21 protein-coding genes are annotated in these 22,233 nt (G+C 69.7%); 6 read left to right on the top strand and 15 right to left on the bottom strand.

Annotated elements, in window-relative coordinates:
- Positions 1-63 precede the first annotated feature (63 nt).
- Entirely contained in the window at positions 64-657 is a 594-nt protein-coding gene (locus A605_RS04645; RefSeq protein WP_015400346.1) for a TetR/AcrR family transcriptional regulator, read from the bottom strand.
- A 14-nt stretch (positions 658-671) separates the two neighbouring features.
- Positions 672-3,044, bottom strand: coding sequence for an MMPL family transporter (locus A605_RS04650; RefSeq protein WP_015400347.1), 2,373 nt, complete (start codon positions 3,042-3,044; stop codon positions 672-674).
- Positions 3,045-3,470: 426 nt separating this feature from the next.
- On the opposite strand from A605_RS04650, the gene A605_RS04655 reads away from it, so the two are divergent.
- Both A605_RS04655 and A605_RS04660 read left to right on the top strand, forming a co-directional pair.
- Positions 3,471-4,622, top strand: a complete 1,152-nt coding sequence (locus A605_RS04655; RefSeq protein WP_015400348.1) for an NRAMP family divalent metal transporter — start codon at positions 3,471-3,473, stop codon at positions 4,620-4,622.
- A gap of 5 nt (positions 4,623-4,627) precedes the next feature.
- The gene (locus A605_RS04660; protein ID WP_027004306.1) at positions 4,628-5,419 is read left to right on the top strand and encodes a putative hydro-lyase; all 792 of its coding nucleotides are present in this window, start codon (positions 4,628-4,630) and stop codon (positions 5,417-5,419) included.
- Here the strand turns inward: A605_RS04660 and A605_RS04665 are convergent.
- From A605_RS04665 to A605_RS04700, 8 genes are all read right to left on the bottom strand, one after another.
- Entirely contained in the window at positions 5,382-6,035 is a 654-nt protein-coding gene (locus A605_RS04665) for a GntR family transcriptional regulator (protein WP_015400350.1), read from the bottom strand. The two genes, A605_RS04660 and A605_RS04665, sit on opposite strands and share 38 nt — an antisense overlap.
- Positions 6,036-6,044: 9 nt before the next feature.
- Complete coding sequence (locus A605_RS04670; RefSeq protein WP_027004307.1) at positions 6,045-7,802, bottom strand: acetyl/propionyl/methylcrotonyl-CoA carboxylase subunit alpha; 1,758 nt, start codon at positions 7,800-7,802, stop codon at positions 6,045-6,047.
- Positions 7,799-9,427 carry a 5-oxoprolinase subunit B/C family protein gene (locus tag A605_RS04675; RefSeq protein ID WP_015400352.1) on the bottom strand — a complete coding sequence of 543 codons (1,629 nt, stop codon included), beginning with the start codon at positions 9,425-9,427 and terminating at the stop codon, positions 7,799-7,801. Before A605_RS04675 ends, A605_RS04670 begins: the two co-directional genes overlap by 4 nt.
- Positions 9,424-10,179 carry a LamB/YcsF family protein gene (locus tag A605_RS04680; protein ID WP_015400353.1) on the bottom strand — a complete coding sequence of 252 codons (756 nt, stop codon included), beginning with the start codon at positions 10,177-10,179 and terminating at the stop codon, positions 9,424-9,426. The genes A605_RS04675 and A605_RS04680 overlap by 4 nt, the downstream gene beginning before the upstream one ends.
- Before the next feature lie 149 nt (positions 10,180-10,328).
- Positions 10,329-10,721 (bottom strand): hypothetical protein, encoded by a 393-nt coding sequence (locus A605_RS04685; RefSeq protein ID WP_015400354.1) that lies wholly within the window; start codon positions 10,719-10,721, stop codon positions 10,329-10,331.
- 10 nt (positions 10,722-10,731) lie between these two features.
- Complete coding sequence (locus A605_RS04690; protein ID WP_027004308.1) at positions 10,732-11,871, bottom strand: glycosyltransferase family 4 protein; 1,140 nt, start codon at positions 11,869-11,871, stop codon at positions 10,732-10,734.
- 40 nt (positions 11,872-11,911) lie between these two features.
- On the bottom strand, positions 11,912-13,153 hold the full coding sequence (locus A605_RS04695) for an NAD-dependent epimerase/dehydratase family protein (RefSeq protein ID WP_015400356.1): 1,242 nt from the start codon (positions 13,151-13,153) through the stop codon (positions 11,912-11,914).
- A 167-nt stretch (positions 13,154-13,320) separates the two neighbouring features.
- Positions 13,321-13,923, bottom strand: coding sequence for a DUF6508 domain-containing protein (locus tag A605_RS04700; RefSeq protein ID WP_015400357.1), 603 nt, complete (start codon positions 13,921-13,923; stop codon positions 13,321-13,323).
- A gap of 205 nt (positions 13,924-14,128) precedes the next feature.
- Between A605_RS04700 and A605_RS04705 the strand changes: the two genes are divergently transcribed.
- Complete coding sequence (locus tag A605_RS04705; protein WP_015400358.1) at positions 14,129-14,791, top strand: hypothetical protein; 663 nt, start codon at positions 14,129-14,131, stop codon at positions 14,789-14,791.
- An 81-nt stretch (positions 14,792-14,872) separates the two neighbouring features.
- Here A605_RS04705 and A605_RS04710 read toward each other — a convergent pair whose 3' ends face one another.
- The 3 genes from A605_RS04710 to A605_RS04720 are packed head-to-tail and all read right to left on the bottom strand — an operon-like array spanning position 14,873 to position 17,587.
- Entirely contained in the window at positions 14,873-16,510 is a 1,638-nt protein-coding gene (locus tag A605_RS04710) for a peptide chain release factor 3 (protein ID WP_015400359.1), read from the bottom strand.
- A 49-nt stretch (positions 16,511-16,559) separates the two neighbouring features.
- The gene (locus A605_RS04715) at positions 16,560-16,757 is read right to left on the bottom strand and encodes a DUF2283 domain-containing protein (protein WP_015400360.1); all 198 of its coding nucleotides are present in this window, start codon (positions 16,755-16,757) and stop codon (positions 16,560-16,562) included.
- On the bottom strand, positions 16,754-17,587 hold the full coding sequence (locus A605_RS04720; RefSeq protein ID WP_244429007.1) for an SDR family NAD(P)-dependent oxidoreductase: 834 nt from the start codon (positions 17,585-17,587) through the stop codon (positions 16,754-16,756). The genes A605_RS04715 and A605_RS04720 overlap by 4 nt, the downstream gene beginning before the upstream one ends.
- 137 nt (positions 17,588-17,724) lie before the next feature.
- Between A605_RS04720 and A605_RS04725 the strand changes: the two genes are divergently transcribed.
- Positions 17,725-18,279, top strand: a complete 555-nt coding sequence (locus A605_RS04725) for an NADPH-dependent FMN reductase (protein ID WP_015400362.1) — start codon at positions 17,725-17,727, stop codon at positions 18,277-18,279.
- Positions 18,280-18,368: 89 nt separating this feature from the next.
- Here the strand turns inward: A605_RS04725 and A605_RS15575 are convergent, their stop codons facing one another.
- Positions 18,369-18,548, bottom strand: a complete 180-nt coding sequence (locus A605_RS15575; RefSeq protein ID WP_015400363.1) for a hypothetical protein — start codon at positions 18,546-18,548, stop codon at positions 18,369-18,371.
- A gap of 180 nt (positions 18,549-18,728) precedes the next feature.
- A complete protein-coding gene (gene pth / locus A605_RS04735; RefSeq protein WP_244429022.1) occupies positions 18,729-19,343 on the bottom strand; it encodes an aminoacyl-tRNA hydrolase in 615 nt (204 codons plus the stop codon).
- Positions 19,344-19,408: 65 nt separating this feature from the next.
- Here pth and A605_RS04740 point away from each other — a divergent pair, with 65 nt between their 5' ends.
- On the top strand, positions 19,409-20,431 hold the full coding sequence (locus tag A605_RS04740) for a nitronate monooxygenase (protein ID WP_015400365.1): 1,023 nt from the start codon (positions 19,409-19,411) through the stop codon (positions 20,429-20,431).
- A gap of 123 nt (positions 20,432-20,554) precedes the next feature.
- Positions 20,555-22,009, top strand: a complete 1,455-nt coding sequence (locus A605_RS04745) for a glyceraldehyde-3-phosphate dehydrogenase (RefSeq protein ID WP_015400366.1) — start codon at positions 20,555-20,557, stop codon at positions 22,007-22,009.
- Positions 22,010-22,233: the final 224 nt, after the last annotated feature.

Here is a 22,233-nt window from a genome sequence, read left to right on the forward strand (position 1 = left end):
ACAGAGACGACGACGGGCGTCCCCGGAATTCCGGGGACGCCCGTCGTCGCCTCGTCAGGGGCGTTAAGCCAGTCTCACCACAGCGAAGGCGCGGTGGACCAGCTCCTCCCCGGTGGCCCCGTCGCGGGGTTCGGGAAGCGAGTAGTAGGTCTCGAGGGCCGTGCGCGCCACCGACACGGCGGCGTTGACGGCCACCTGTGAGCCGAATTCGTCGAGGCCGGACACCCGGGGGTGGACCGTCTCGAAGACCGGTCCCAGGTGCTCGGTGAACTCGGGACGGGCGTCGACGCCCGTGAGCGTCTGCAGCACGTCGCCGATGCGGAACAGGGTGGCGAACGAATCGAGTTCCCCGTGCCCGCCGTTGTCGCGGCGCAGCCCGACGAGCACGACCTTCTCGACCGCCTCGAACAACCCGACGTCCGCGGGCACGGCGTTGAGCTGCTCCGCCAGGGAGGAGGCGCGGTCGACGATGAACTCGACGAGCGCCTCCTCCATGGACGTGAAGTAGTTGTGGAAGGTGCGCGGTGAGACGCCCGCGGCCTCCGAGACGGCGGCCACGGTCAACCCCTCCGCGCCCCTGTCGAGCGCGAGACGGGCGGCCGCGCGCGCCAGGGTGGCGCGGGTGGCGGCCTTCTTGGTTTCACGGAGTCCGGACATGATGGCTCAGGATTCTATCGTGCCGTGGCGGGTGCCGGCTCGGGCTGTGCGTCCGCGACGCTGAGGTCGCGGATGCCCTCGCCCTCGACGTCGACCTTCGGCAGGATCTTGTCGAGCCACTTCGGCAGCCACCACGCGCGCTCGTCCAGCAGGAACATGGTGGCCGGAATGATCATCATGCGGACGATGAACGCGTCGAAGAACACCGCGACCGCCAGGGCGAAGCCCATGGTCTTGATGAAGACCATCTCCTGGGCCATGAAGGCCGCGAAGACGGAGATCATGATCAGGGCGGCGGCGGTGACCACGCGGGCCCCGTGCTTGAATCCGTTGGAGGTGGCGTTGCCGGCGGTCTTGCCGTGCGACCAGCCCTCGCGCATGCGGGTGACCAGGAAGACCTGGTAGTCCATCGCCAGGCCGAAGACCAGGCCGATGAGCATGATGGGCAGGAAGCTCAGCAGCGGCTGCGGATCGCCGATGATGCCGAACCAGCCCTCCTGGAAGATCGCCACGGTGACACCGAAGGTGGCGGCCACGGACAGGCCGAAGCCCAGGGCGGCGAGCAACGGGACCCAGATGGAGCGGAACACCAGCAGCAGCACCAGGAAGGCCAGCACCAGCACGATCGCGATGTAGGGCAGCAGCACGTCCTGGAGGCGGTCCGAAATGTCGTCGAAGATCGGGGTCACACCGGTGATGCCGTAGGTCGCGCCGGTCTGCTCGTTGTAGCCGGTCTCCGCGTCGCGCAGAGCCTGCAGGGTCTCGGAGGTCTGCGGGTCGGTCGCCCCGAACTCCGGAGTGATCAGGACCTGGGCGGTGTCCATGTCCTCGGTGGTGGCGACGACCTGGGCGTTGGTCACGCCCTCGGTGTCCAGGAACTCCTGCACCGCTGCGCCGACGGCGGCCGGGCGCTCCTCGGCAGGCAGGTCGATGGTGTCCACCAGGGCGATCATCGGGGCGTTGCGGCCCGGGCCGAAGGCGTCCTCGGTGATCTCGTGGGCGATGCGCGGCGGGGTGCCCGGGGCGGCGGTGCCGTCGGTCGGCATGGCCAGGCGCATGTTGACGGCCGGGATGGCCAGCAGGCCGAGCAACAGGACGCCCACCACCAGGTGCAGGACCGGGTGCTTACGCACGCGGCGGACCCAGCGCAGGCCCATGGTCGGGTGCTCGTCCTCCGGATCCGGTGCCTTCACGCCCGGCACGCGCCCGGCGAAGACGCGGGTGCCGAACAGGCTGACCAGGGCCGGGAGGAAGGACAGGGCGATCAGCACGGCGATGGCCACGGTGGCGGCGGCCGCCAGGGCCATGGCGGTCAGGAACGGGATGTTGATGATGGACAGCGCGGCCAGAGCGATCAGCACCGTCAGGCCGGCGAAGATCACGGCGGAGCCGGCGGTGCCGACGGCCATGCCCATCGCGTGCGCCCGGGTGGCCACGCTCATCCCGCGGAGCTTCTCCGCCAGGTCCTTCGGCTCCAGGTCGTTGCCGCCGGCGGCCTTGATCAGCTCGTTGCGGAAACGGGAGACGATGAACAGGGCGTAGTCGATGCCCACTGCCAGGCCGATCATGGAGGCCAGGACCGGGGTCATCTCGTTGATGTCGTCGGAGAAGGCGGTGGTCAACTGGACGCCCAGGATGCCGATGCCGACGCCGATGATGGCGGAGATCAGCGGCATGCCGGCGGCGACGACGGAACCGAAGGTGACCAGCAGGACCACGGCGGCGACCAGCAGGCCGATGAGCTCGGAGGTCATGTTGATGGTGGTGGCGGCCGCGCCGAAGGCGTTGCCGTTGTAGACCACCGTCAGGTCACCCTCGTCGTACTCGTCGAGCACGTTGGTGACGGCCTCGAGGTCCTCGGCCGCGATGTCCATCACGGCCGGGGCGTCGAAGCTCACGGAGATGATGCCGGTGGTCTCGTCCTCGCTCAGCGGGCTGACGGCGGCGACGTCGGCGGCGATCTTCTCCGGCGGGGTGCCCTGGGCCTCGAGCTGAGGAACCATCTGCGCCTGCAGGCCCTGGGCGGCCAGGACCGGATCGACGACCGCCTCGGGATTCTCGAGCACGCCGGTCTGACGGACCTCCTCGAGCATCTCGTTGACCTCGGCCTGGACGGCCGGATCGGTCAGCGTCTGTCCCTCGGGGGCCTGGACGGCGATATTGCCGGTGGGGGCGCTGGTGGAGTCCTCGGCGTCGGGGAAGCGCTCCTGCATCTTCTCCATCGTGACCACCGAGTCCAGCCCCGGGATGGTGAAGGTGGTGGACGGGGACTTGGCGAAGAGGCCGGCGAGGGTACCGACCGCGATCAGGATGATCAGCCACAAGGCCAGGAAGGGCCATTTCTTCCGGTAGGCGAGACTACCGAGGTTGTAGAGGAATTTAGCCATGCAGGATCTGCTTGTCCTTCTTCTAGGGTTTCGGGCGCGACCCCGTCGGTGCCGGAGTCCCGGACACGAAGGAGGGCCGCCGAATGATACTTGCACAGAGTATGCAAGATTGCACGGCGGGTGCAAACGGATCTTTTCGTCTCCGACTTGGCTGGTTTGTGGGAGTGCCGCCACTACGCGGCCGCGGGTCCGGCCCTCCGTCCGGTACCTCGTCCGGCCGCCGCTCGCCCCTCTTTTCTCCCGGCGGGAAAGGGGTGGAAAAGCTCTTTACAGATTGTTCAACAATCCCATATGATGAGCCACATCACATTCAGTACGTGCCGTACATCACGAAGGGCAGGACCAGTGACTCACCAGGCAGAAGAGCGGCGGCAGGAGCAGGGCCGTACCGCCTCCCGTCGCGGGCGGAGCGCGATTCTCGGCGCCATGTTCCTCATGGCCACGAGCGCGATCGGCCCGGGATTCCTCACCCAGACCAGCGTGTTCACGGCGCAGATGGGGGCGGCGTTCGCCTTCGCCATCCTGATCTCGATTCTGGTGGACATCGCCATCCAGCTGAACGTCTGGCGGGTCCTGGCGGTCTCGGGGCTGCGGGCCAACGAACTCGGCAACACCGTGCTGCCGTACCTGGGCTGGGTGATGGCCGCCTTCGTGTTCGTCGGCGGGCTGGTGTTCAACATCGGCAATATCGCCGGCACAGGCCTCGGCATCAACGCCATGCTGGGACTGGACCCGAAGATCGGCGGTGCGGTCTCCGCGCTGATCGCCATCTTCGTCTTCCTGTCCAGGCGCGCCGGGCTGGCACTCGACAGGATCGTCGTCGGCCTCGGCGCGATCATGATCCTGCTGATGCTGTATGTGGCGGTGGTCTCCGCCCCGCCGGTCGGCGAGGCGCTGAGAAACACCGTCGCCCCCGAGAACGTCGACTTCCTCGTGATCACCACCCTGATCGGAGGCACCGTCGGCGGCTACATCACCTTCGCCGGCGCCCACCGCATGATCGACAGCGGAATCACCGGCCGGGAGAGCGTCCGGGAGATCACCCGCGGCTCCGTGCTGGGCATCATCGTCACCGGAGTCATGCGCGTGCTGCTCTTCCTCGCGGTGCTCGGCGTCGTCGCCACGGGCGTCGCACTCTCCCAGGACAACACCGCGGCCGACGCCTTCTACCACGCGGCGGGTGAGGTGGGACTCCGGGTCTTCGGTGTCGTCCTGTGGGCGGCGGGTCTGACCTCCGTCATCGGCGCGTCCTACACCTCGGTCACCTTCGTGACCACCCAGACGACCCCGGACCGCACCCGCTCGGTCATCACCGTCGTCTTCATCGCCGTGTGCGCCGTCGCCTACCTCCTCCTGGAGACCGCGCCGCAGACCCTGCTGATCTTCGCCGGCGCCTTCAACGGGCTCATCCTGCCCGTCGGCTTCGCCGTCGTCCTGTGGGTCGCCTGGCGACGCCGCGACCTGCTGGACGGCTACCGGTACCCGGTGTGGCTGCTCGTCCTCGGCGTCCTGGTCTGGCTGCTCACGATCTACCTCGGCTGGAATTCCCTGACCGGTATCTCGTCCCTGTGGAGCTGACCGACATGGATGACAGGGACAAGGCGAAGCTGACGCCCGCCCGGGCCCGCGAGCTCTTCCGCGGCGGGGCGGTCACGCCCACCGCGGGCTTCTCCCGGGGCCACGCACAGGCGAATCTCATTGCGGTGCCGGTCGAGGACGCCTTCGACTTCCTGCTGTTCGCGCAGCGCAACCCGAAGCCGTGTCCGCTGCTCGGCGTGCTGGAGCCGGGCCAGGTCTCGTCGGAGCTCCTGACGGGCGGCGATATCCGCACCGACCTCCCGTCCTACCGCATCTACCGGGACGGCGAACTCGTGGACGAGGTCCCCGACGCCACCGGATGGTGGCGCGACGACATGGTCTCGTTCCTCATCGGGTGCTCGTTCACCTTCGAGTCCGCGCTGCTGGACAACGGCGTCCCAGTCGCCCACATCGAGCAGAACCGCAACGTCCCCATGTACCGGACCTCGATCGACACCGTCCCGGCGGGGCGTTTCGCCGGGCCGTTGGTGGTGTCCATGCGCCCCGTCCCGGCCTCGCAGGTCGCCGACGCCGTGCGCATCACCTCCCGCTATCCGGCGGTGCACGGGGCGCCGGTCCACGTCGGTGATCCGGGTGCGATCGGCATCCCCGACCTGGCGCACCCGGACTTCGGGGAGGCCGTGGACCTGCCCCCGGGAGCCGTACCGGTGTTCTGGGCGTGCGGGGTCACGCCTCAGGCGGTGGTCATGGCCTCGCGGCCGGCCCTGGCCATCAGCCACTCACCCGGGCACATGCTCGTCACCGATGCCAGAGATCTGCAGTATCAGGTGCCGTAGCGGCGAAGAGCTCCTCGAGTCTCTCACTGGTGCCCGCGAGTGAGGCCTGCAGTACCCGGGCGGCCTCCTCGCGCTCCCCCTGCCGGAGCAGATCCAGGACCCGCCGGTTGACCGGCACGTAGGCGGCGTGGAAATCGGGCTGCTGCGCCAGGACGCGCAGGAAGGCCAGGCGCATCTGCGCGAGCACCCGATCCATGGTCTCGTCGAGGAGGCGCGAACCCGCCCCGGCCACCAGCTCTCGGTGGAAGCGCTGGTTGGCGGTGGCGGCATCGCTCAACCGCCCCTCGCCCAACGCCTGTTCCGCCTCCGCGACGATGGCCTCCAGCCTGGCGATGTCGTGGTGGGCACCCCAGCGCACCGCCCCGGGTTCGATGGCGCCGCGGGCGAGGTAGAGATCCCGGACGTCGTCCGCCGTGGGGGCGGAGATGAACACCCCGCGGAAGGGGATCCTGGTCAGCACGCCGTCCGCGATGAGCATGGCGAAGCTCTCCCGCAGGGTGTTGCGGGAGATACCGAAACGCTCGGACATCTCGGTCTCGATCAACTTCTCGCCGGGGGTGAACTCGCCGGCCGAGATGGCCTGGCGGATGGCGCCGGCGGCGGAGTGGGCACGCATACGCTCACTCTAGGAGATCGTCGCCAGCACCGTTCCCTTTTCAATCCTCGCTCCGGCCTCCACGGTGAGCCGGATGGCACCGCCCGCCGGGGCGGCGACCGTGGTCTCCATCTTCATGGCCTCGACGGTCGCCACCGGCTGTCCCTCGGCGACGGTGTCGCCGTCACCGACCTGCCAGGCGACGAGCGAGCCCGCGAACGGCGAGGTGACCGCGCCCTCCGGGACTGCAGCGGCGGGTGCCGGTGCCGAGGACGCTGCGGGGGTGGCGGCGGGAGCCGCAGCGGCGCCGAGGACGTCGACGGGAACACCCACCCGGTGGAGTCGGCCGTCGATCTCCAGGACGAGCGTCCGGCGTTCGGCGTAGATGTCCTCGATGTCCTCGGCGTCCCCGGTGCCGTGGCCCCGGCCCGGGTGGTATTCCCTGTCCACCCAGTCGGTGTAGACGTCGAGACGGTCCCCGCTGAACGCCGGATGCCGGACGATGTCGCGGTGGAAGGGCAGCACGGTGCGCACCCCGGAGACCGTGAACTCCGCCAGGGCCTGCCCGGCGCGGCGCAGCGCGACGTCACGCGTCGGGCCCCACACGACCAGCTTCGCCAGCAGGGAGTCGTAGTAACCGGGGACGGTGGAACCGGAACGCACCCCGGCATCCACCCGGATCCCGGGCCCGGTGGGTGCCTCGAAGGTGGTCACCGTGCCGGGGCAGGGGACGAAGCCGTTGGCCACGTCCTCGGCGTTGATGCGGAACTCGAACGCGTGGCCCCGGGGCGCGGGATCACTTCCCAGGGACAACGGTTCGCCGGCCGCGATGCGGAACTGCTCGGCGATGATGTCCACCCCGGTGACCGCCTCGGTGACCGGGTGCTCGACCTGCACGCGCGTGTTCACCTCGAGGAAGGAGACGGTGCCGTCCTCGGAGACGATGAACTCCACGGTGCCGGCGCCGACGTAGCCCGCCCGGCGGCAGATCTCGCGTGCGCCCTCGATGATGGCCGTGTTCTGCTCCGTGGTCAGGAACGGGGCGGGGGCCTCCTCCACGAGCTTCTGGAAGCGGCGCTGGGTGGAGCAGTCCCGGGTGCCCAGCACGACGACGTTGCCGTGCGTGTCCGCCAGCACCTGGGCCTCCACGTGGCGGGGACGGATCAGGAATTTCTCCACGTAGCACTCCGCGCGTCCGAAGGCCTCCCTCGCCTCCCGTCCCGCCGAGACGAAGCCGTCCTCGATGTCCTCGAGCCGGTCCACGACCTTGAGGCCGCGGCCGCCCCCGCCGAACGCGGCCTTGATGGCGATCGGCAGGCCGTGCTCCTCCGCGAAGTCCCGGGCCTGCTGCCAGTCGTCGATCGGGTCGGGGGTACCCGGCGCCAGGGGCGCCCCGACCTCGGTGGCCAGGCGGCGGGCCGCCACCTTGTCGCCGAGCGTGTCGATCGTGTCGGGCGCCGGGCCGATCCAGGCCAGCCCGGCGTCGGTGACCGCGCGGGCGAAGTCGGAGTTCTCGGACAGGAAGCCGTACCCGGGGTGGACGCAGTCGGCGCCGGTGCGGGCCGCGATCTCCAGCAGGGCGGGGACGTTCATGTAGGTCTCCGCCGAGGAGTTGCCCCGCAGGGCGTGGGCCTCGTCGGCGACGAGGGTGTGCAGGGCGCCGGTGTCGGCCTCCGAGTACACCGCGATCGAGCGGATGCCGAGATCGCGCGCCACCCGGGCGATCCGCACGGCGATCTCGCCGCGGTTGGCGATGAGTACGGCGGTCAAAGCTGTCTTCTGGCTCATTGCTCTTCCTTGTCTGCTGCGTCGGCTGCGTCGGCTGCGTCTGCTGCGTCGGCCGGGGTGAAAAGAGGCGTGAGGGTGTCGGGGTCGACGGGGAGGAACGTGACCGTCGCGCCGGGCGGCAGTTGCGCCGCGACGTCCAGGTCCTCGGCGACGACCGTGGCGACCACGGGGTAACCGCCGGTGACGGCGTGGTCGCGGAGAAAGATCACCGGGGTGCCGTTGGGGGGAATCTGAATCGACCCGGCCACCATGCCCTCACTCGGCAGTTCCCCGTGGCGGGAGCGGGAGAGCGCGGCGCCCTCGAGCCGCAGCCCGACCCGGTTCGACCGGTCACTGACCGTCCAGGTCGTCTCCGCGAGCCGACGCCATCCGTCATCGAACCAGTCGTCCCGGGGGCCCGGCACACACCGCAGCACACCGTGGGTGGTGGCACCGTCGGGGGAGGTCACCCGCAGGGGGTTGGCCACCGAGGTCACGACAGTGCCGCGGGGACGGAAGCTGCTGTCGAGGACCGCGCCGGCAGGGACGGGGGAGGGACCGAGCCCGGAGAGCACATCGGAGGACGCGGACCCGAGCACCTCGTCGACGACGAATCCCCCGCGCACGCCCACGTAGCTGCGCATGCCGGTCGTCGGGGTCCCGACGGTCAGGTGAGAACCGCCGGTCAGCAGGGTCGGGGCCGCCAGCGGCACCGGACGGCCGTCCCGGGTGACCGGGGCATCGGCGCCGGTGACGGCGACGACGGTGTCCACGAGCGCCGTCAGCCGCAGGCCCCCGATGTTCTCGAGGACGGGTGCGTCCGGGGCATTGCCGACGGCCGCGTTGACCGCCCGGGCGGCCGCCCGGTCGGCGGCGCCGGATCCGGTGACCCCCCAGTCGCCGTGGCCGGCGCGGCCCAGATCCTCGATGAGGGTCAGTAATCCGGCGTCGTCGACGCGGAGCACGGGCCGGGATGGGGTGGTGCGGCGGGAGGACGAGGGTTTCCGCGTCACCTCGACCTGTTCCCGGCTCGCGCGGTACCGCACCCGGTCGCCCGGGGTGATGAGCGCGGGGGAGTCCGCGTCGGCGTCCCACATGGGGGTGGCGGTGGTGCCGATCAACTGCCAGCCGCCGGGGGACTCCCGCGGGTAGACGGCCGAGAATCCGCCGGCCAGACCGACGGCCCCGGCGGGGACGGCGGTGCGCGGGGATTCGCGGCGCGGCACGTCCCGGGAGGGGGACCGGTCGTCCGGCACGCAGTAGGTGAATCCCGGGGCGAATCCGCCGAAGGCCCCCACCCAGGTCGTCCCGGTGTGCCAGTCGATCAGCGTGTCAGGGGCCAGCCCCAGGGTGTCGGCGACCTCCCCGAGGTCCTCCCCGTCGTAGACGACGTCGATGGTGATGTCGCGGGCGGTGCCGCCGGTGACGGCTCCGGGGGTGAAGGACCGCAGGGTCTCGGCGGCCCGACGGGCGTCGCGCGTTGAGTCGGTGACCACCAGCAGGGTGCGCGCGGCGGCGATGAGGTCCACCTGGCCGGGGAGGGGAGTGGCCGCCAGCGTCGCGTGCCAGGCCATCACCGTGTCCAGGTCCGGCAGATCCACGAGGACGGAACGGGTGCCGATGCGGTGGATGGCCGGCGGCGTCACAGGAAACTCCGGATCCCGACGCCGTCCGCGGTCAGCCGTTCCACGATGCCGCGGGCGAGTTCGACCGCCCCGGGGGAGTCGCCGTGCACGCACACGGACTCCGCGGCCACGCGCAGCTCGGTACCGTCGACCGCCGTCACGGCACCGGTCGTGGCGACCTGGAGCACCCGGGCCGCCACCACCTCGGGGTCGGTGATGACGGCGTCGGGCTCGCGCCGGGAGACGAGCGTGCCGTCCGCGTGGTAGTTGCGGTCGGCGAAGGCCTCGGGGATCACCCGCAGGCCGGCCTTGTCCGCCAGGTCCACGGCCACACCCCCGGGCAACAGCATGACGGGCAGCTCCCCGAAGGCGCGGATGCCGTCGATCACGGCCTGCGCCTGCTCCCGGTGGTGGACGATGGCGTTGTAGAGGGCGCCGTGGGGCTTGACGTAGCGGACGGCGGAGCCGTGTGCGCGGGCGAGGGCGTCCAGGGCGCCGATCTGGTAGAGCACCTCATCGGCGAGTTCGGCAGGGGCGTAGTCGATGAACCGCCGGCCGAAGCCCGGGGCGTCCCGGTAGCCCACATGGGCGCCGACGGTCACGCCGTTGCCCACCGCCGCGGCCACGGTCCGGGCGATGTCGTGGGGATCGCCGGCGTGGAATCCGCACGCGACGTTCGCGCTCGAGATCAGCCGCACCATGGCGGCGTCGTCGGCGACGGGGTCGCCTGCCGTGGTCTCGCCCACATCGGCGTTGAGATCGATGGTCACCATCTCGGCTCCTTTCCGGATTGTTGAACAATCCTGAGTGTAGTGGGATGGAGTCGATTAGTGAAGTGGGTCATAGTGAAAAGGTGGAAGTGGCGCGCGGCAAGTTCAGGAGGTGCGGATCTTCCACGGGGGCGACAGGGGGGAAACGTCCCTCAGGCCGCCGCGGTCTCGACGATGAAGCCCAGGTTGGTCCCGGCCAGCTCGTAGGCGCCGACGACCGGACGGAGCACCCGGTCGATCTCCCCGGCGACGGCCGAGGTGACGGGGACGAGCCAGCCGGTGGCGGGGTCGAAGGCGGGGGAAAGGGCGTTATCGACCGGCAGGAAGATGACGGTGGTGCCACCGCCGCGCAGGGCGAAGGCGGAGCGTTCCCGGATGCGGGCACGCACCTCCTCCACGGCCTCGACGGCGAGGGTCACCGCCACGATGCTCTCGGCGGTGTGCGCGGCCAGGTGGTCGAGTTCGACGGTGGCCACCTCGGCGGGGATGAGATCCGCCGGCAGCGGCTGCTTTCCGGAACCGCGGAATCGTCCGAAGAAACCCATGGCCGGCACGTCACCGGTGGTGCGCCACGATGGCGTGCTCGTAGGCCTCCACCAGCGTTTCGGTCGAGGCGCGCCAGGAGTGGCGCTCCGCCTCCACGCGGGCGGCCGCACCCACCCCGGTACGCAGCTGCCGGTCGGTCAGCAGCGTGGCCAGGCGCTGCGCCCAGATCCCGTCCCCGTCGGCGGGATCGACGAGGTGGCCCGTCACGCCGTCGTCGATGACGAAGGGGATACCACCGGCCCGCGCGCCGACGACCGGCACACCGGAGGCCATGGATTCCAGGGCGACCAGTCCGAGGGTCTCGGTGGTGGAGGGGAAGACGAACACGTCGCCGGAGGCGAAGGCCTCGGCCAGCTCAGGCCCGGAGAGGTAGCCGGTGAACGTCGTCCACGCCGGATCGAGCATCCGCTCCAGTTCCTCCCGGTAGGGCCCCGACCCCACCATCGCCAGCCGGGCGCCCGGCACCCGCTCGCGCAGGTTGGACATGATGCCCACCAGCCGTTCCAGGTCCTTCTCACGGCTCATGCGTCCGACGTAGACCACCAGTGGGGCGTCCGGGTGATCCCCGGAGAGCAGCTCCCGCATCCGGTCCGTGCGACGCTCGGGCCGGTAGCCGACGGTGTCGACGGCCTTGGGCCACAGCTCGACATCGCGGATGCCGGCAGCAGCGGCCTGCTCCACCATGGGGGCCGAGGTGCACAGGTTCACCTCGGCCTGGTTGTGCAGCATCCGGATCCAGTGCTGGGCCGGGCGGCGGACCCAGCCGATGCCGAGCGAGACGGTGTAGTCGGGGACGTTGGTGTGGAAGCTGGCGACCAGGGGCAGGTCGCGGCGCCGGGCCGAGAGCACCCCGTAGGCGGAGAGCCACACCGGGTTCACGGCGTGGACGACGTCCGGCTCGAAGTCCGCCATGCGCCGTGCGATGGCCGGGGTGGGCAGGCCGAACTTGATCTCCGGGTACACCGGCCGGAACGACATCCCGCGCACCCGCACGACCTCGAAGCCGGCGTAGGTGGCCGGCGGATCCCCCGGGGCGAACAGCAGCACCTCATGGCCGAGGTCCGCCAGCTGCTCCAGGGTGCGGGTCACGCGGGTGACCACCCCGTCGATCTTCGGCAGGAAGACCTCGGTGAACATGGCTATCCGCATGGTTGTCCGTCTGTTCTGCTGGAAGGGAGGAGGACTCGGTTTAACCGACGACGGCCGGCTCGTCGGCGGGCGTCGCCGGCTCGCCGGCGTGCTGCTGCTCGGTCCACAGGGACCGGGCCGGGATCTTCGACAGGTCGGCGCGGTCGGCGTACCGCCGGGCGGTCTCCTCCACCTCCTGGAGCAGGCCCTCGGACAGGGTGGTCGGCTTCAGGCCGAGCTTGAGGAAGGTCTCGTTGACCACGTGCAGCTCGTTCTCCGCGGACTCCTTGCGCGGGTTCGGGACCATCTCGACGGTCGCCCCGGAGATCTCCGCGATGAGCCGGGCGAGGTCGCGCACCCGGTGGGTCTCGGTCATCTGGTTGAAGATCTTCACCCGGTCACCGGAGCTCGGCGGGTTCTCCAGGGCGATCTGGATGCAGCGGACCATGTCGCGCAGGTGGATGAAGGCACGCGTCTGGCCACCGGTGCCGTGCACGGTCAGGGGGTGGCCGACCGCGGCCTGCATGAGGAAGCGGTTGAGCACCGTGCCGTAGTCGCCGTCGTAGTCGAAGCGGTTGATCAGCCGCTCGTCCCGGATGGTCTGGTCCGTGTGCGTGCCCCAGATGATGCCCTGGTGCAGGTCGGTGATGCGCAGGGAGTCGTTCTTCGCGTAGAAGGCGAACAGGTGCTGGTCGAGCACCTTGGTCATGTGGTAGATCGACCCCGGGTTGGAGGGGTAGAGGATCTCCTGGCTGATGCGGTGCGGCTCGGTGGGGTTGCCGTGCTCGTCCTCGTCCGCGGTGACCTCGACGTCGAGGTAGCCCTCCGGAATCTTCATGCCGGCGGTGCCGTAGCCGTACACGCCCATCGTGCCGAGGTGGACCAGGTGGATGTCCCGGCCGGACTCCACGATCGCCGCCAGCAGGTTGTTGGTGGCGTTGGTGTTGTTGTCGACCGTGTAGCGCTTGTGCCAGGAGGACTTCATCGAGTACGGCGCGGCGCGCTGCTCGGCGAAGTGGATGACGGCGTCGGGTGCCTCGCGGATCAGGAAGTCGAGCAGGACCTCGTAGTCCCGCGCGATGTCGATGTTCTCGAAACCGAGCTGGCGGCCCGACACCTCCTTCCAGGCCGCGATACGTTCATCGATGGAGCGGATCGGGGTCAGCGACTGGGCCCCGAGCTCCGCGTCGATGGCGCGGCGGGACAGGTTGTCCACGATCACGACGTCGTGTCCCTGGTCCGATAGGTGCAGCGCGGCCGGCCAGCCACAGAAACCGTCACCGCCGAGAATTGCAACCTTCACTGTTACTCCTATCCAGAAGGGGGACATGTAGCGGACGTCGATATCGTCCAGCCTTCAACCCTAGTCGCCGGAGGGAGCTTTCCGCTCCCCTCTGGGGTCCCCAATAGTGAACACATGGTGACACTTCAATGACGGGGAAACAGAGAGGTGGCCCCGCGGTGAACGCGTCATAGCTCCGTCGGCTCGAGGGTGATCGGGCGCTGTGCCCCCTCACGCTCCAGATTGAGCCAGTGTTCGAACAGCAGGAGACCGCGTCCCGACTCGAAGACCTCCGCCCAGGTGCCGTCTCCGAACCGCTCGGAACGGGCCAGTGCGCTGAGCAGCTTCAGGGTGGTGATCAGGTCCAGCTCGCCGATATTCTTCGGGGTGAGCCCCTCGTAGATCCGCCGGCCCTCGCGCCATTGGGGCCAGGAGAAGACGACCATCCCGTGGTCATGGACGACGGGCATGGCCTGATAGGCCACCGAGTTGATGTCCGGGTAGGCGAGTGAGTGGATCCCGTCCTCCTCCTGCCCGCCACCGCGCCACGGCACCCTGATCTCGCCCTCGGCGCGCAACTTGCCGATGATCTCCTCCAACGCGGCCAGCCGCGCGGCACGGGCCTCGGGGGCCTCCCGCCGGTGGTCCACGCGAACCTCATCGTCGTACCACTCACCATCGTCCCAGTCATCGTCATCCCGGAAGGGGGATCGCTCGTCTTCGCCGCGTCGAGCCTTTTCGCGCCGAAAGTCTTCACGTCGGGAGTCGTCACGCCCGGAGGAATCACGCATGGTGGAACGCCTTTCTGTGGAACCGCACAAATCGGGAAGTCCCCACCGTCCACGTTAACCGCGGGGGACAGGGGCATCACCCCCGGCGACGGGGCGGAGTTCGGCCACCACCTGCGACTATGTCCCCGGACCCCGTTCTGCGTAAAGTCATCGGGGCGAATAATCCGTTCGTCCGCCACAACCTTCCCGAAAGGGGCGATTCCCGGTGCTCCACGCCGTGTCCTTCGCGCTGATGGACTCGCTCAACGCGTTGCTCATCGGCGTCATCGTCGCGCTCGGCGTGATGTTGCCCCGCACCGGCCCCTACCGACGCATCGCCGTCCTGCTCATCGTCGGTGACTGGCTGGGTGTGCTCCTCCTGTCGCTGGTCACCATGCTCGTCTTCGACGGGCTCGGGGACCTGGTGCAGCAGGCGCTCGAATCCCCGGTCTTCGGCATCCTGCTCATCCTCACCGGCGTGGTTACGCTCCTGCTGACCCTGCGCGGTTCCGGGGACGGGGACTCCGCCCTGGTGCGGCGTCTGCTCGGCCCGTTGCAGACACCCTCGTCGAAGACCGTCGGCATCGGCCTGGTGCTCGGTCTGGTCCAGTCGGCGACCTCGATTCCCTTCTTCACCGGCCTGGCCTTCCTGTCCGCCGGGGACTACGGCGTGGCGATCCGGTACGTCGGGCTGATCGTCTACGCCAGCCTGGCACTCAGCCTGCCGGCGCTCTCGGCGGTGTTCGTCGGCATGGTGCGCAACTACCCCTACAGCCCCTTCGGCCGGGCCTTCGACGCGATGCGCGAGCGCCGGGAACTGATGGTCAAGCTGGCCGGTTACGTGGTGGCGGTCGCGCTGACGCTCTTCGGCGTCGGAACCCTGCTGTAGGCAGTCGGCGACCGCCCACGACAGAGCCCGCCGCACCAGGCTCCTGGTGCGGCGGGCTTTTCGGTACCCGAAGTGGGGCGGCTAGTCCGCCACCAGCGTCTCGAGGGTGAACTCGGGGTGCTCGCGCTCGATGAACGCCAGCTTCCACTTGTCGCCGAACAGGGCGATGAGCTCGCCGTCCGTGCGGGTGAAGATCTCGACGCCACGCTGACGTCCCAGCTCCGGCGCGGACTCGGCGTCGGTGCGCCGGGCCACGGTGTAGGGGACCGGCTCGGCCACGGTCTCGACGTTGTACTCGACCTCCATGCGCGCCTGCATGACCTCGAACTGCATCGGGCCGACGGCGGCCATGACCGGGTTCGCGTCGCCGCGGGCGTCGTTACGCAGGATCTGCACCACGCCCTCGGAGTCCAGCTGCTCGAGCGCCTTGCGGAACTGCTTGTACTTGCCCAGCGACTTCGCCCGCAGGGTGCGGAAGTGCTCGGGGGCGAACTGCGGCATCGGCGGGAACTGGACCTTGCGGCCGGAGTAGATGGTGTCGCCCGGGGCGAGCGCGCCGGCGTTGACCAGGCCGACGATGTCGCCGGGGTAGGCCGCCTCGACGGTCGCGCGGGTGCGCCCGAAGACCGTCAGCGCGTACTTGGTGGAGAAGCTGCGCCCCGACTGCGCGTGGGTGACCTGCATGCCGCGGTGGAACTCGCCGGAGACCACGCGCATGAACGCCAGGGTGTCGCGGTGGTTGCGGTCCATGCCGGCCTGCACCTTGAACACCACGCCGGCGAAGTCGTCGCCGACCTCGCGGACCTCGTCCATGGCGCTGGTCGACGCCGCGACGGCCGCCGGGGCGCTGTGGCGCTCGCGCGGGGCCGGGGCCAGGGTGCACAGGGTGTCCAGGATCTGGTGGACGCCGAAGTTGAGCATCGCGGAGGCGAAGATCAGCGGGGAGGTCTCGCACTGCTCGAACAGCTCCTGGTCGTGGAGCGCGCCGTCGGCGGCGAGCAGCTCGGCCTCCTCGGCGGCGGTCTCCCACGCGCCGTCCTCCTTCGCCAGCGCCTCGTCGGGGGAGTAGTGCTCCTCCGGGGCGATGGTGGAGCCACCGGCGGTGCGGATGAAGTGGATGTACTCCTCGGCCTCGCCGTCGTCATTGACGCGCGCCAGGCCACGGAAGTCGCCGGCCTCGCCGACCGGCCAGAACAGCGGGGTCGGCTGCAGTCCGATCTCGCTGACGATCTCGTCGACCAGTTCCAGCGGCTCGCGGCCCATGCGGTCCCACTTGTTGATCACGGTGATGATCGGCAGGCCGCGGGCCTTGCACACGCGGAAGAGCTTGAGGGTCTGCGGCTCGAGGCCCTTCGCGGCGTCGATGAGCATCACGGCGGCGTCGACGGCGGTGAGCACGCGGTAGGTGTCCTCCGAGAAGTCGGCGTGACCCGGGGTGTCGACGAGGTTGATCATGTAGGGCTCGCCCTCGTGGCCCTCCGGGGCGTACTCGAACTGCAGTGCCGAGGAGGCGATCGAGATGCCGCGGTCCTTCTCCATGTCCATCCAGTCGGAGACCGTCGCCTTGCGGCCGGCCTTGCCGTGGGTGGCGCCCGCCTCGGTGATCACGTGCGCGTGCAGCGCCAACGCCTCGGTCAGGGTGGACTTACCGGCGTCGGGGTGGGCGATGACGGCGAAGGTGCGGCGGCGGGAGGCCTCGGTGACGACGGGGGTGTTCATAGTTGTTCAAGAGTAGTCCCTGGGAAGCGTGATCCCGAACCGGAGCGGACTATCCCTCGAGCAGCCGCGGATCGAGCAGTTCCGACGCTCTGAGCACCTCGACGCCGATGATCCGGCCCTCGGCCGAGAAGTCCAGGATGATCTCGTCCCCGACCGCGTTCACCTGCCGGACCGCGGGGGTGTCGCGGTCGGGGGACAGGTGCAGATACGCGGCGTTCGCCTTCGGGTCGTACTCCCACGCGCTCACGGCCAGCTCACCCCGAGTGCGGCGGCGGAGTCGTCGAAGATCCGGTTGATCAGGTCCCGGTCCTTCGCCTGCGGGCGCTCGTGGCCCGGGCGGCGGCGCTTGTTGTAGTAGCGGCCGGACTCCCAGTGGATGCCCGGTACCCCGGTGATGAAGTGGGCGAGGTTCGCTCCTCCCCGGTCGGCCTGCGTGATCAGCCGGGCGGCCGGGGTCTGGTAGACGAACCGGAGCATGCTGGAGGTGTTTGAGGCGAAGTTCGTGGCGATCAGCCCGGGGTGGAAGGCGACCGTGTTCAGACCCGCGGGGTGGTAGCGGTCGTGCAGGGCCCTCGTGAACAGGACGTTGGCCAATTTGGCGTTCGCGTAGGCGCGGTTGGGGTTGAAGTCGTGGAAGGAGTTCGGGTCATCCGGGTTGAGGCGGGAGAAAGCCCACGACGCCGCCGAGGAGGTGGCCACCACCGACGCCCGGGAGACCAGCAGTTTGTCGATGAGCAGGTTGGTCAGCAGGTAGGGGGCCAGGTGATTGACCTGCCAGGTCTGCTCGAAGCCGTCCCCGGTGCGGATCGGGCCCCGGAAGGAGCCGCCGGCGTTGTTGGCCAGGACGTCGATACGCTCACACGAGCTGTCGAGTGCGCTCGCCAGGTCGCGCACCTCGTCGAGACGGGTGAAGTCGGCGGTGTGGTGCTCCGCACCGAGGGGGCCGGCGACGGCCCGGGTCTTGTCCGGATCCCGGCCGACGAGCACCAGTCGGGCGTCGGGTAGCGCGGTGTGGATCTGCTCGGCTGCGGCGGCGCCGATGCCGTCCGAGGCACCGGTGATGACGATGGTGGACACGGCGGTCTCCTTCATGGGAGGGGCGGGTGTGGCGGCCAGCATAGTGCCGGTCAGTTGTCCGGGGCGGTTGCCGCCGGTGGGGGAGCAGGGGGTAGGCTCCTTTGCGTACGCATCAACAAAGTGGAGGTAAGCAACACATGAAGATCGGCATCATCGTCGGCAGCATCCGCGACGGCCGCTTCGGCGAGGCCGTGGGCACCTGGGTCAAGGAGGCCGCCGAGACCCGCGCCACAGAGGGGATCTCCTACGAGCTCCTGGATCTCCGGTCCTTCAACATCCCCCTGGCGACCTCGGCCACCATCCCGGGCATGGCCGACAAGCGGTACGACGACGAGAACGTCACCGCCTGGTCCCGGGCCGTCGACTCCTGCGACGGCTTCGTCTTCGTGACCCCGGAGTACAACCGCGGCGTGCCGGGCCCGTTCAAGAACGCCTACGACTCCATCGCCTCCGAGTGGGCCGGTAAGCCGGTCGCTTTCGTCGGCTACGGCGCGACCGGCGGTATCCGCGCCGTCGAGCAGTGGCGCCTGGTCGTCACCAACTTCCAGATGCCCGCCGTCCGCAACCAGGTGGAGCTGTCCATCTTCGCGGACGCCGGCGAGAACGGCTTCGCCCCGAACGAGCGCCGCGCCGAGGAGATTGACCGCGTCCTGGGCGATCTCGAGCAGCTCGTGGTCCAGCTCAACAAGTAGTCCCCGCGGGCACCCGACCGAAGGCCCCGCACCGGTGACGATCGCACCGGTGCGGGGCCTTCGGTCCGGGTGCGGGAAGTCGGCCGGGATCAGTCGTCCCAGTCGTCGTCCCAGTCATCGTCATCCCAATCATCATCCCAGTCGTCCCAGTCATCGTCCCAGTCGTGGACGATCGGGGCGGGGACGGAGGACTGGGCGGGGAGGTCGACGCCGCCGAGAAGCGACGAAACCATCGCCATGATGGAGGCGATGATGGCTGCGATATCCATGGAGGGCTCCTGAGGGTGAGGGGAACGGGTGGGTGTGCGCCCGGTCATCCGCTGGCGCACGCCGAGTAAAACACCCTCCCGCAACCTGCTCAAGAGCCGGAAATTCTCTCGGTCACCGGAAAACGCGCCGTTCAGCGCCTATGAGTCGAAGATGAAGGGGGCATGAAGGAAGTCTCATTTTCAGCGGGAGTGGATGGCGTTCTGCGCCGCCGTGACTCCCCGCGTGGCCACCAGGCGGGCGGCCTCGGCGGCGGTGGCGATCGCGGCGTCGAGATCCGCCCCGGGGTCCACCGGGCCGAGCACGTGGTCGGGCACGGCCACGCCCTTCGGCGGGCGGGAGATGCCGATGCGCACGCGCACGTAGTCGCGGGTGCCCAGCAGCTCGGAGACGGACTTCAGCCCGTTGTGGCCGTTCTCGTTGCCGCCGATCTTGACGCGCACCTTGCCCGCGGGCAGATCCAGCTCGTCGTGGACCACCACAATCCGCTCGGCGGGCACGCCCAGGCGCTGCGCCAGGGGAGCCACGGCCTCGCCGGAGACGTTCATGAACGTCGACGAGCGCAGCACCAGCGCGGTCGTGCCCCCGAACTCGACCGTCGCGGCCGAGACCGGCAGCCCGCGCACCGGCACGAGCACGTCCCCTGTCTCGGCGAGCAGGTCGTCGACGGCCATGTACCCGACGTTGTGCCGCGTGGCCGCGTACCTCGCCCCCGGATTACCCAGGCCGACGATCAACCAGTCGGCCGCCAGCAGCCCAGGATCCAGGGTGGCCGTGTCGGGCTCGGACGGGCGCATGCCGAACAGGCGGGAGAACAGTTTCAGCGAAAACATCGGCCCAGTGTCTCATATACCGTGGCGGCATGAGCATCCTCTCAGCCCTTGACGTCCCCGTTCTCGTCGCCCCGATGGCCGGCGGGCCGTCGTCTCCGGCGCTGGTCACCGCCGCCGCCCGCGCCGGATCCCTGGGTTTCCTCGCGACGGGCGCCGCGCCCGTCGACACGCTGGTCGGACAGCTGCGCGAGGCCGGCGCGGAGGGCCTGCGCTACGGTGTCAACCTCTTCACCGCCCAGCAACCGTTCGACTCGCTGGAGCATGTCCGGAAGCTCGTCGGGGAACTGGCCGGGGAGTTCACCTCCCGCGGGCTTGAGGTGCCGGAGGTGCCGGAGGTCGACTACTCGAACGGTTTCGACGCCAAGCTCGACGCCGTGCTCGCCGCCGCCCGGGACGGCCACGGCCCCGCGGTCCTCAGCTCGACCTTCGGCCCGCTGACCGCCGGGGAGATCGGGCGTCTCCACGAGGTGGGTGTCGAGGCCTGGATCACCGTCACCACCCCCGCGGACGCCCTCGAGGCGCAGCGCCGCGGCGCCGATGCGCTCGTCGTCCAGGGGCCGGCCGCCGGTGGGCACCGCTCCACCTGGGGCGTGGAGGAGATCCCCGACGAGCGGCCCCTGGCCGGGCTGGTCGACGCCGTCGTGTCCGCCGGGGTCACCGTCCCGCTCGTCGCCGCCGGGGGCCTGCGTACCGCCGGCGACGTCCGCGCCGCCCTCGAACTGCCCGGCGTCAGGGCCGTGTCCTGCGGCAGCGCTTTCCTGCTCGCCGACGAGGCGGGCACCTCAGCCGCCAACCGGGAACTGCTCGTCCGCGGCGGCCGGACGGTGGCCGGCCGTGCCTTCTCCGGGCGGGTGGCCCGCGGCCTGGCCACCGGTTTCACCCGCGACCACCCCGGAATCGGCCCCGTCTACCCCTACCTGGCCCCGCTGCTGGCGCCGCTGCGCGCCACCGGTGACGAACGCTACGCCTACTGCCTGGTGGGCACGGACGTCGAGAAGCTCACGGGCGGCAGCACCGCAGAGATCCTCGCGGGCCTCTGGCCTGCGGCGTAGCCACCCCTGCGCGCACGACACCGGATGAGAGTCGGGCAGGGGCGCCGACTAGAGTGTGGGGAGTGGCCCCCAAATGCGGGGCCGCCGGTAATCCACCTCGACATCCACGGAGGGACACTCTCAGTGACCGCGAACGCGCAGGCAGACCAGAACAACTGGGACGAGAAGATCGCACTCGCCCAGGAAATGCTGCCCCTGATCAGCCAGCTCCACCGCAACCACGACGTCGTCACGTCGATCTTCGGGCGCCTGCTGGTCGGCGCCACGGACATCGACATCATCAAGTCGCACCGCTACGCCCGCCGCGTCACGGATCACGAGCTGCCGCTCGACCAGACCCTGCCGGTGCTCCGCGAACTGGTGAACCTCAACCTCGGCACCGCCTCCATCGACGTCGGCAGTCTGGCCGCCGGTTTCGCCCGCTCCGGTGAGACCGACCTGCGTGCCTACCTCGAGGCCGAACTCGCCGAGATTCTCGGCGGCTCCTCCGAGCTCAAGCACACCGACGTCGTACTCTACGGCTTCGGCCGCATCGGCCGCCTGCTGGCGCGTATCCTCATCGCCCGCGAGGCCACCTACGGCGGCGTGCGCCTGCGCGCCGTGGTCGTCCGCTCCAAGGGCGAGGGCGACCTGGTCAAGCGCGCCTCCCTGCTGCGCCGCGACTCCGTCCACGGCGCCTTCGACGGCACCATCACCGTCGACGAGGAGAACAACGTCATCTGGGCCAACGGCACCCGCATCCAGGTCATCTACTCCGACGACCCGGCCGCGATCGACTACACCTCCTACGGCATCGACGACGCCATCGTCGTCGACAACACCGGCAGGTGGCGCGACCGCGAGGGGCTGTCCCGGCACCTGCAGTCCAAGGGGGTCGCCCGCGTCGTGCTGACCGCACCGGGCAAGGGCGACGTGAAGAACATCGTCTACGGCATCAACCACGGCGACATCACCGCCGACGACCAGGTCCTGTCCGCCGCGTCCTGCACCACCAACGGCATCACCCCGGTGCTCAAGGTCGTCAACGACCGCTACGGCGTCCAGCACGGCCACGTGGAGACCGTCCACTCCTTCACCAACGACCAGAACCTGATCGACAACTACCACAAGGGCGACCGCCGCGGTCGTGCCGCCGGGCTGAACATGGTGCTCACCGAGACCGGTGCCGCCAAGGCCGTGGCCAAGGCCCTGCCGGAGTTCGAGGGCAAGCTCACCGGCAACGCCATCCGGGTGCCCACCCCGGACGTGTCCATGGCCGTGCTGAACCTGACCCTGGAGAAGGAGGTCGACCGCGAGGAGGTCAACAACTTCCTGCGCAAGGTCACCCTGCACTCCAACCTGCGTCAGCAGATCGACTACATCAACTCCCCGGAGGTCGTCTCCACCGACTTCGTCGGTTCCACCCACGCCGGCATCGTCGACGGTCTGGCCACCATCGCCACCGGTAACCACCTGGTGCTCTACGTCTGGTACGACAATGAGTTCGGCTACTCCAACCAGGTCATCCGCATCGTCGAGGAGGTCGCCGGCACCCGCCCGCAGGTGCTTCCGCGCCGCCTCGAGCCGGCCCAGCTGTAGTCCGCTGTCCGGTTCCGGAAAGGACGCCGGAGTTGAACCGGAAGTGGTTCGGCTCCGGCGTCCGGCTTTTTGGACTGCGGGGCCATGGTGCGCGGGCGAGTTCCGGGGGACGTTGAGGTCGAACTCCACCGCCGCATCGCCCGCGGCTTCCGAAACCGCGGCAACCACCGGCCACACCCGCCGCTGATCGGCGGCGGACCGGACCCGGGTAACCCACGCCACAC

Origin of the sequence: Corynebacterium halotolerans YIM 70093 = DSM 44683 (assembly GCF_000341345.1) — a bacterium.
Taxonomy (GTDB): domain Bacteria; phylum Actinomycetota; class Actinomycetes; order Mycobacteriales; family Mycobacteriaceae; genus Corynebacterium; species Corynebacterium halotolerans.

What these genes read in the sequence shown, in the direction of transcription:
- A605_RS04645 (WP_015400346.1), bottom strand. Translation starts at nt 657, where the DNA reads ATGTCCGGACTCCGTGAAACCAAGAAGGCCGCCACCCGCGCCACCCTG.
- A605_RS04650 (WP_015400347.1), bottom strand. Translation starts at nt 3,044, where the DNA reads ATGGCTAAATTCCTCTACAACCTCGGTAGTCTCGCCTACCGGAAGAAA.
- A605_RS04655 (WP_015400348.1), top strand. Translation starts at nt 3,471, where the DNA reads ATGTTCCTCATGGCCACGAGCGCGATCGGCCCGGGATTCCTCACCCAG.
- A605_RS04660 (WP_027004306.1), top strand. Translation starts at nt 4,628, where the DNA reads ATGGATGACAGGGACAAGGCGAAGCTGACGCCCGCCCGGGCCCGCGAG.
- A605_RS04665 (WP_015400350.1), bottom strand. Translation starts at nt 6,035, where the DNA reads ATGCGTGCCCACTCCGCCGCCGGCGCCATCCGCCAGGCCATCTCGGCC.
- A605_RS04670 (WP_027004307.1), bottom strand. Translation starts at nt 7,802, where the DNA reads ATGAGCCAGAAGACAGCTTTGACCGCCGTACTCATCGCCAACCGCGGC.
- A605_RS04680 (WP_015400353.1), bottom strand. Translation starts at nt 10,179, where the DNA reads ATGGTGACCATCGATCTCAACGCCGATGTGGGCGAGACCACGGCAGGC.
- A605_RS04685 (WP_015400354.1), bottom strand. Translation starts at nt 10,721, where the DNA reads ATGGGTTTCTTCGGACGATTCCGCGGTTCCGGAAAGCAGCCGCTGCCG.
- A605_RS04690 (WP_027004308.1), bottom strand. Translation starts at nt 11,871, where the DNA reads ATGCGGATAGCCATGTTCACCGAGGTCTTCCTGCCGAAGATCGACGGG.
- A605_RS04700 (WP_015400357.1), bottom strand. Translation starts at nt 13,923, where the DNA reads ATGCGTGATTCCTCCGGGCGTGACGACTCCCGACGTGAAGACTTTCGG.
- A605_RS04710 (WP_015400359.1), bottom strand. Translation starts at nt 16,510, where the DNA reads ATGAACACCCCCGTCGTCACCGAGGCCTCCCGCCGCCGCACCTTCGCC.
- A605_RS04725 (WP_015400362.1), top strand. Translation starts at nt 17,725, where the DNA reads ATGAAGATCGGCATCATCGTCGGCAGCATCCGCGACGGCCGCTTCGGC.
- A605_RS15575 (WP_015400363.1), bottom strand. Translation starts at nt 18,548, where the DNA reads ATGGATATCGCAGCCATCATCGCCTCCATCATGGCGATGGTTTCGTCG.
- pth (WP_244429022.1), bottom strand. Translation starts at nt 19,343, where the DNA reads ATGCGCCCGTCCGAGCCCGACACGGCCACCCTGGATCCTGGGCTGCTG.
- A605_RS04740 (WP_015400365.1), top strand. Translation starts at nt 19,409, where the DNA reads ATGAGCATCCTCTCAGCCCTTGACGTCCCCGTTCTCGTCGCCCCGATG.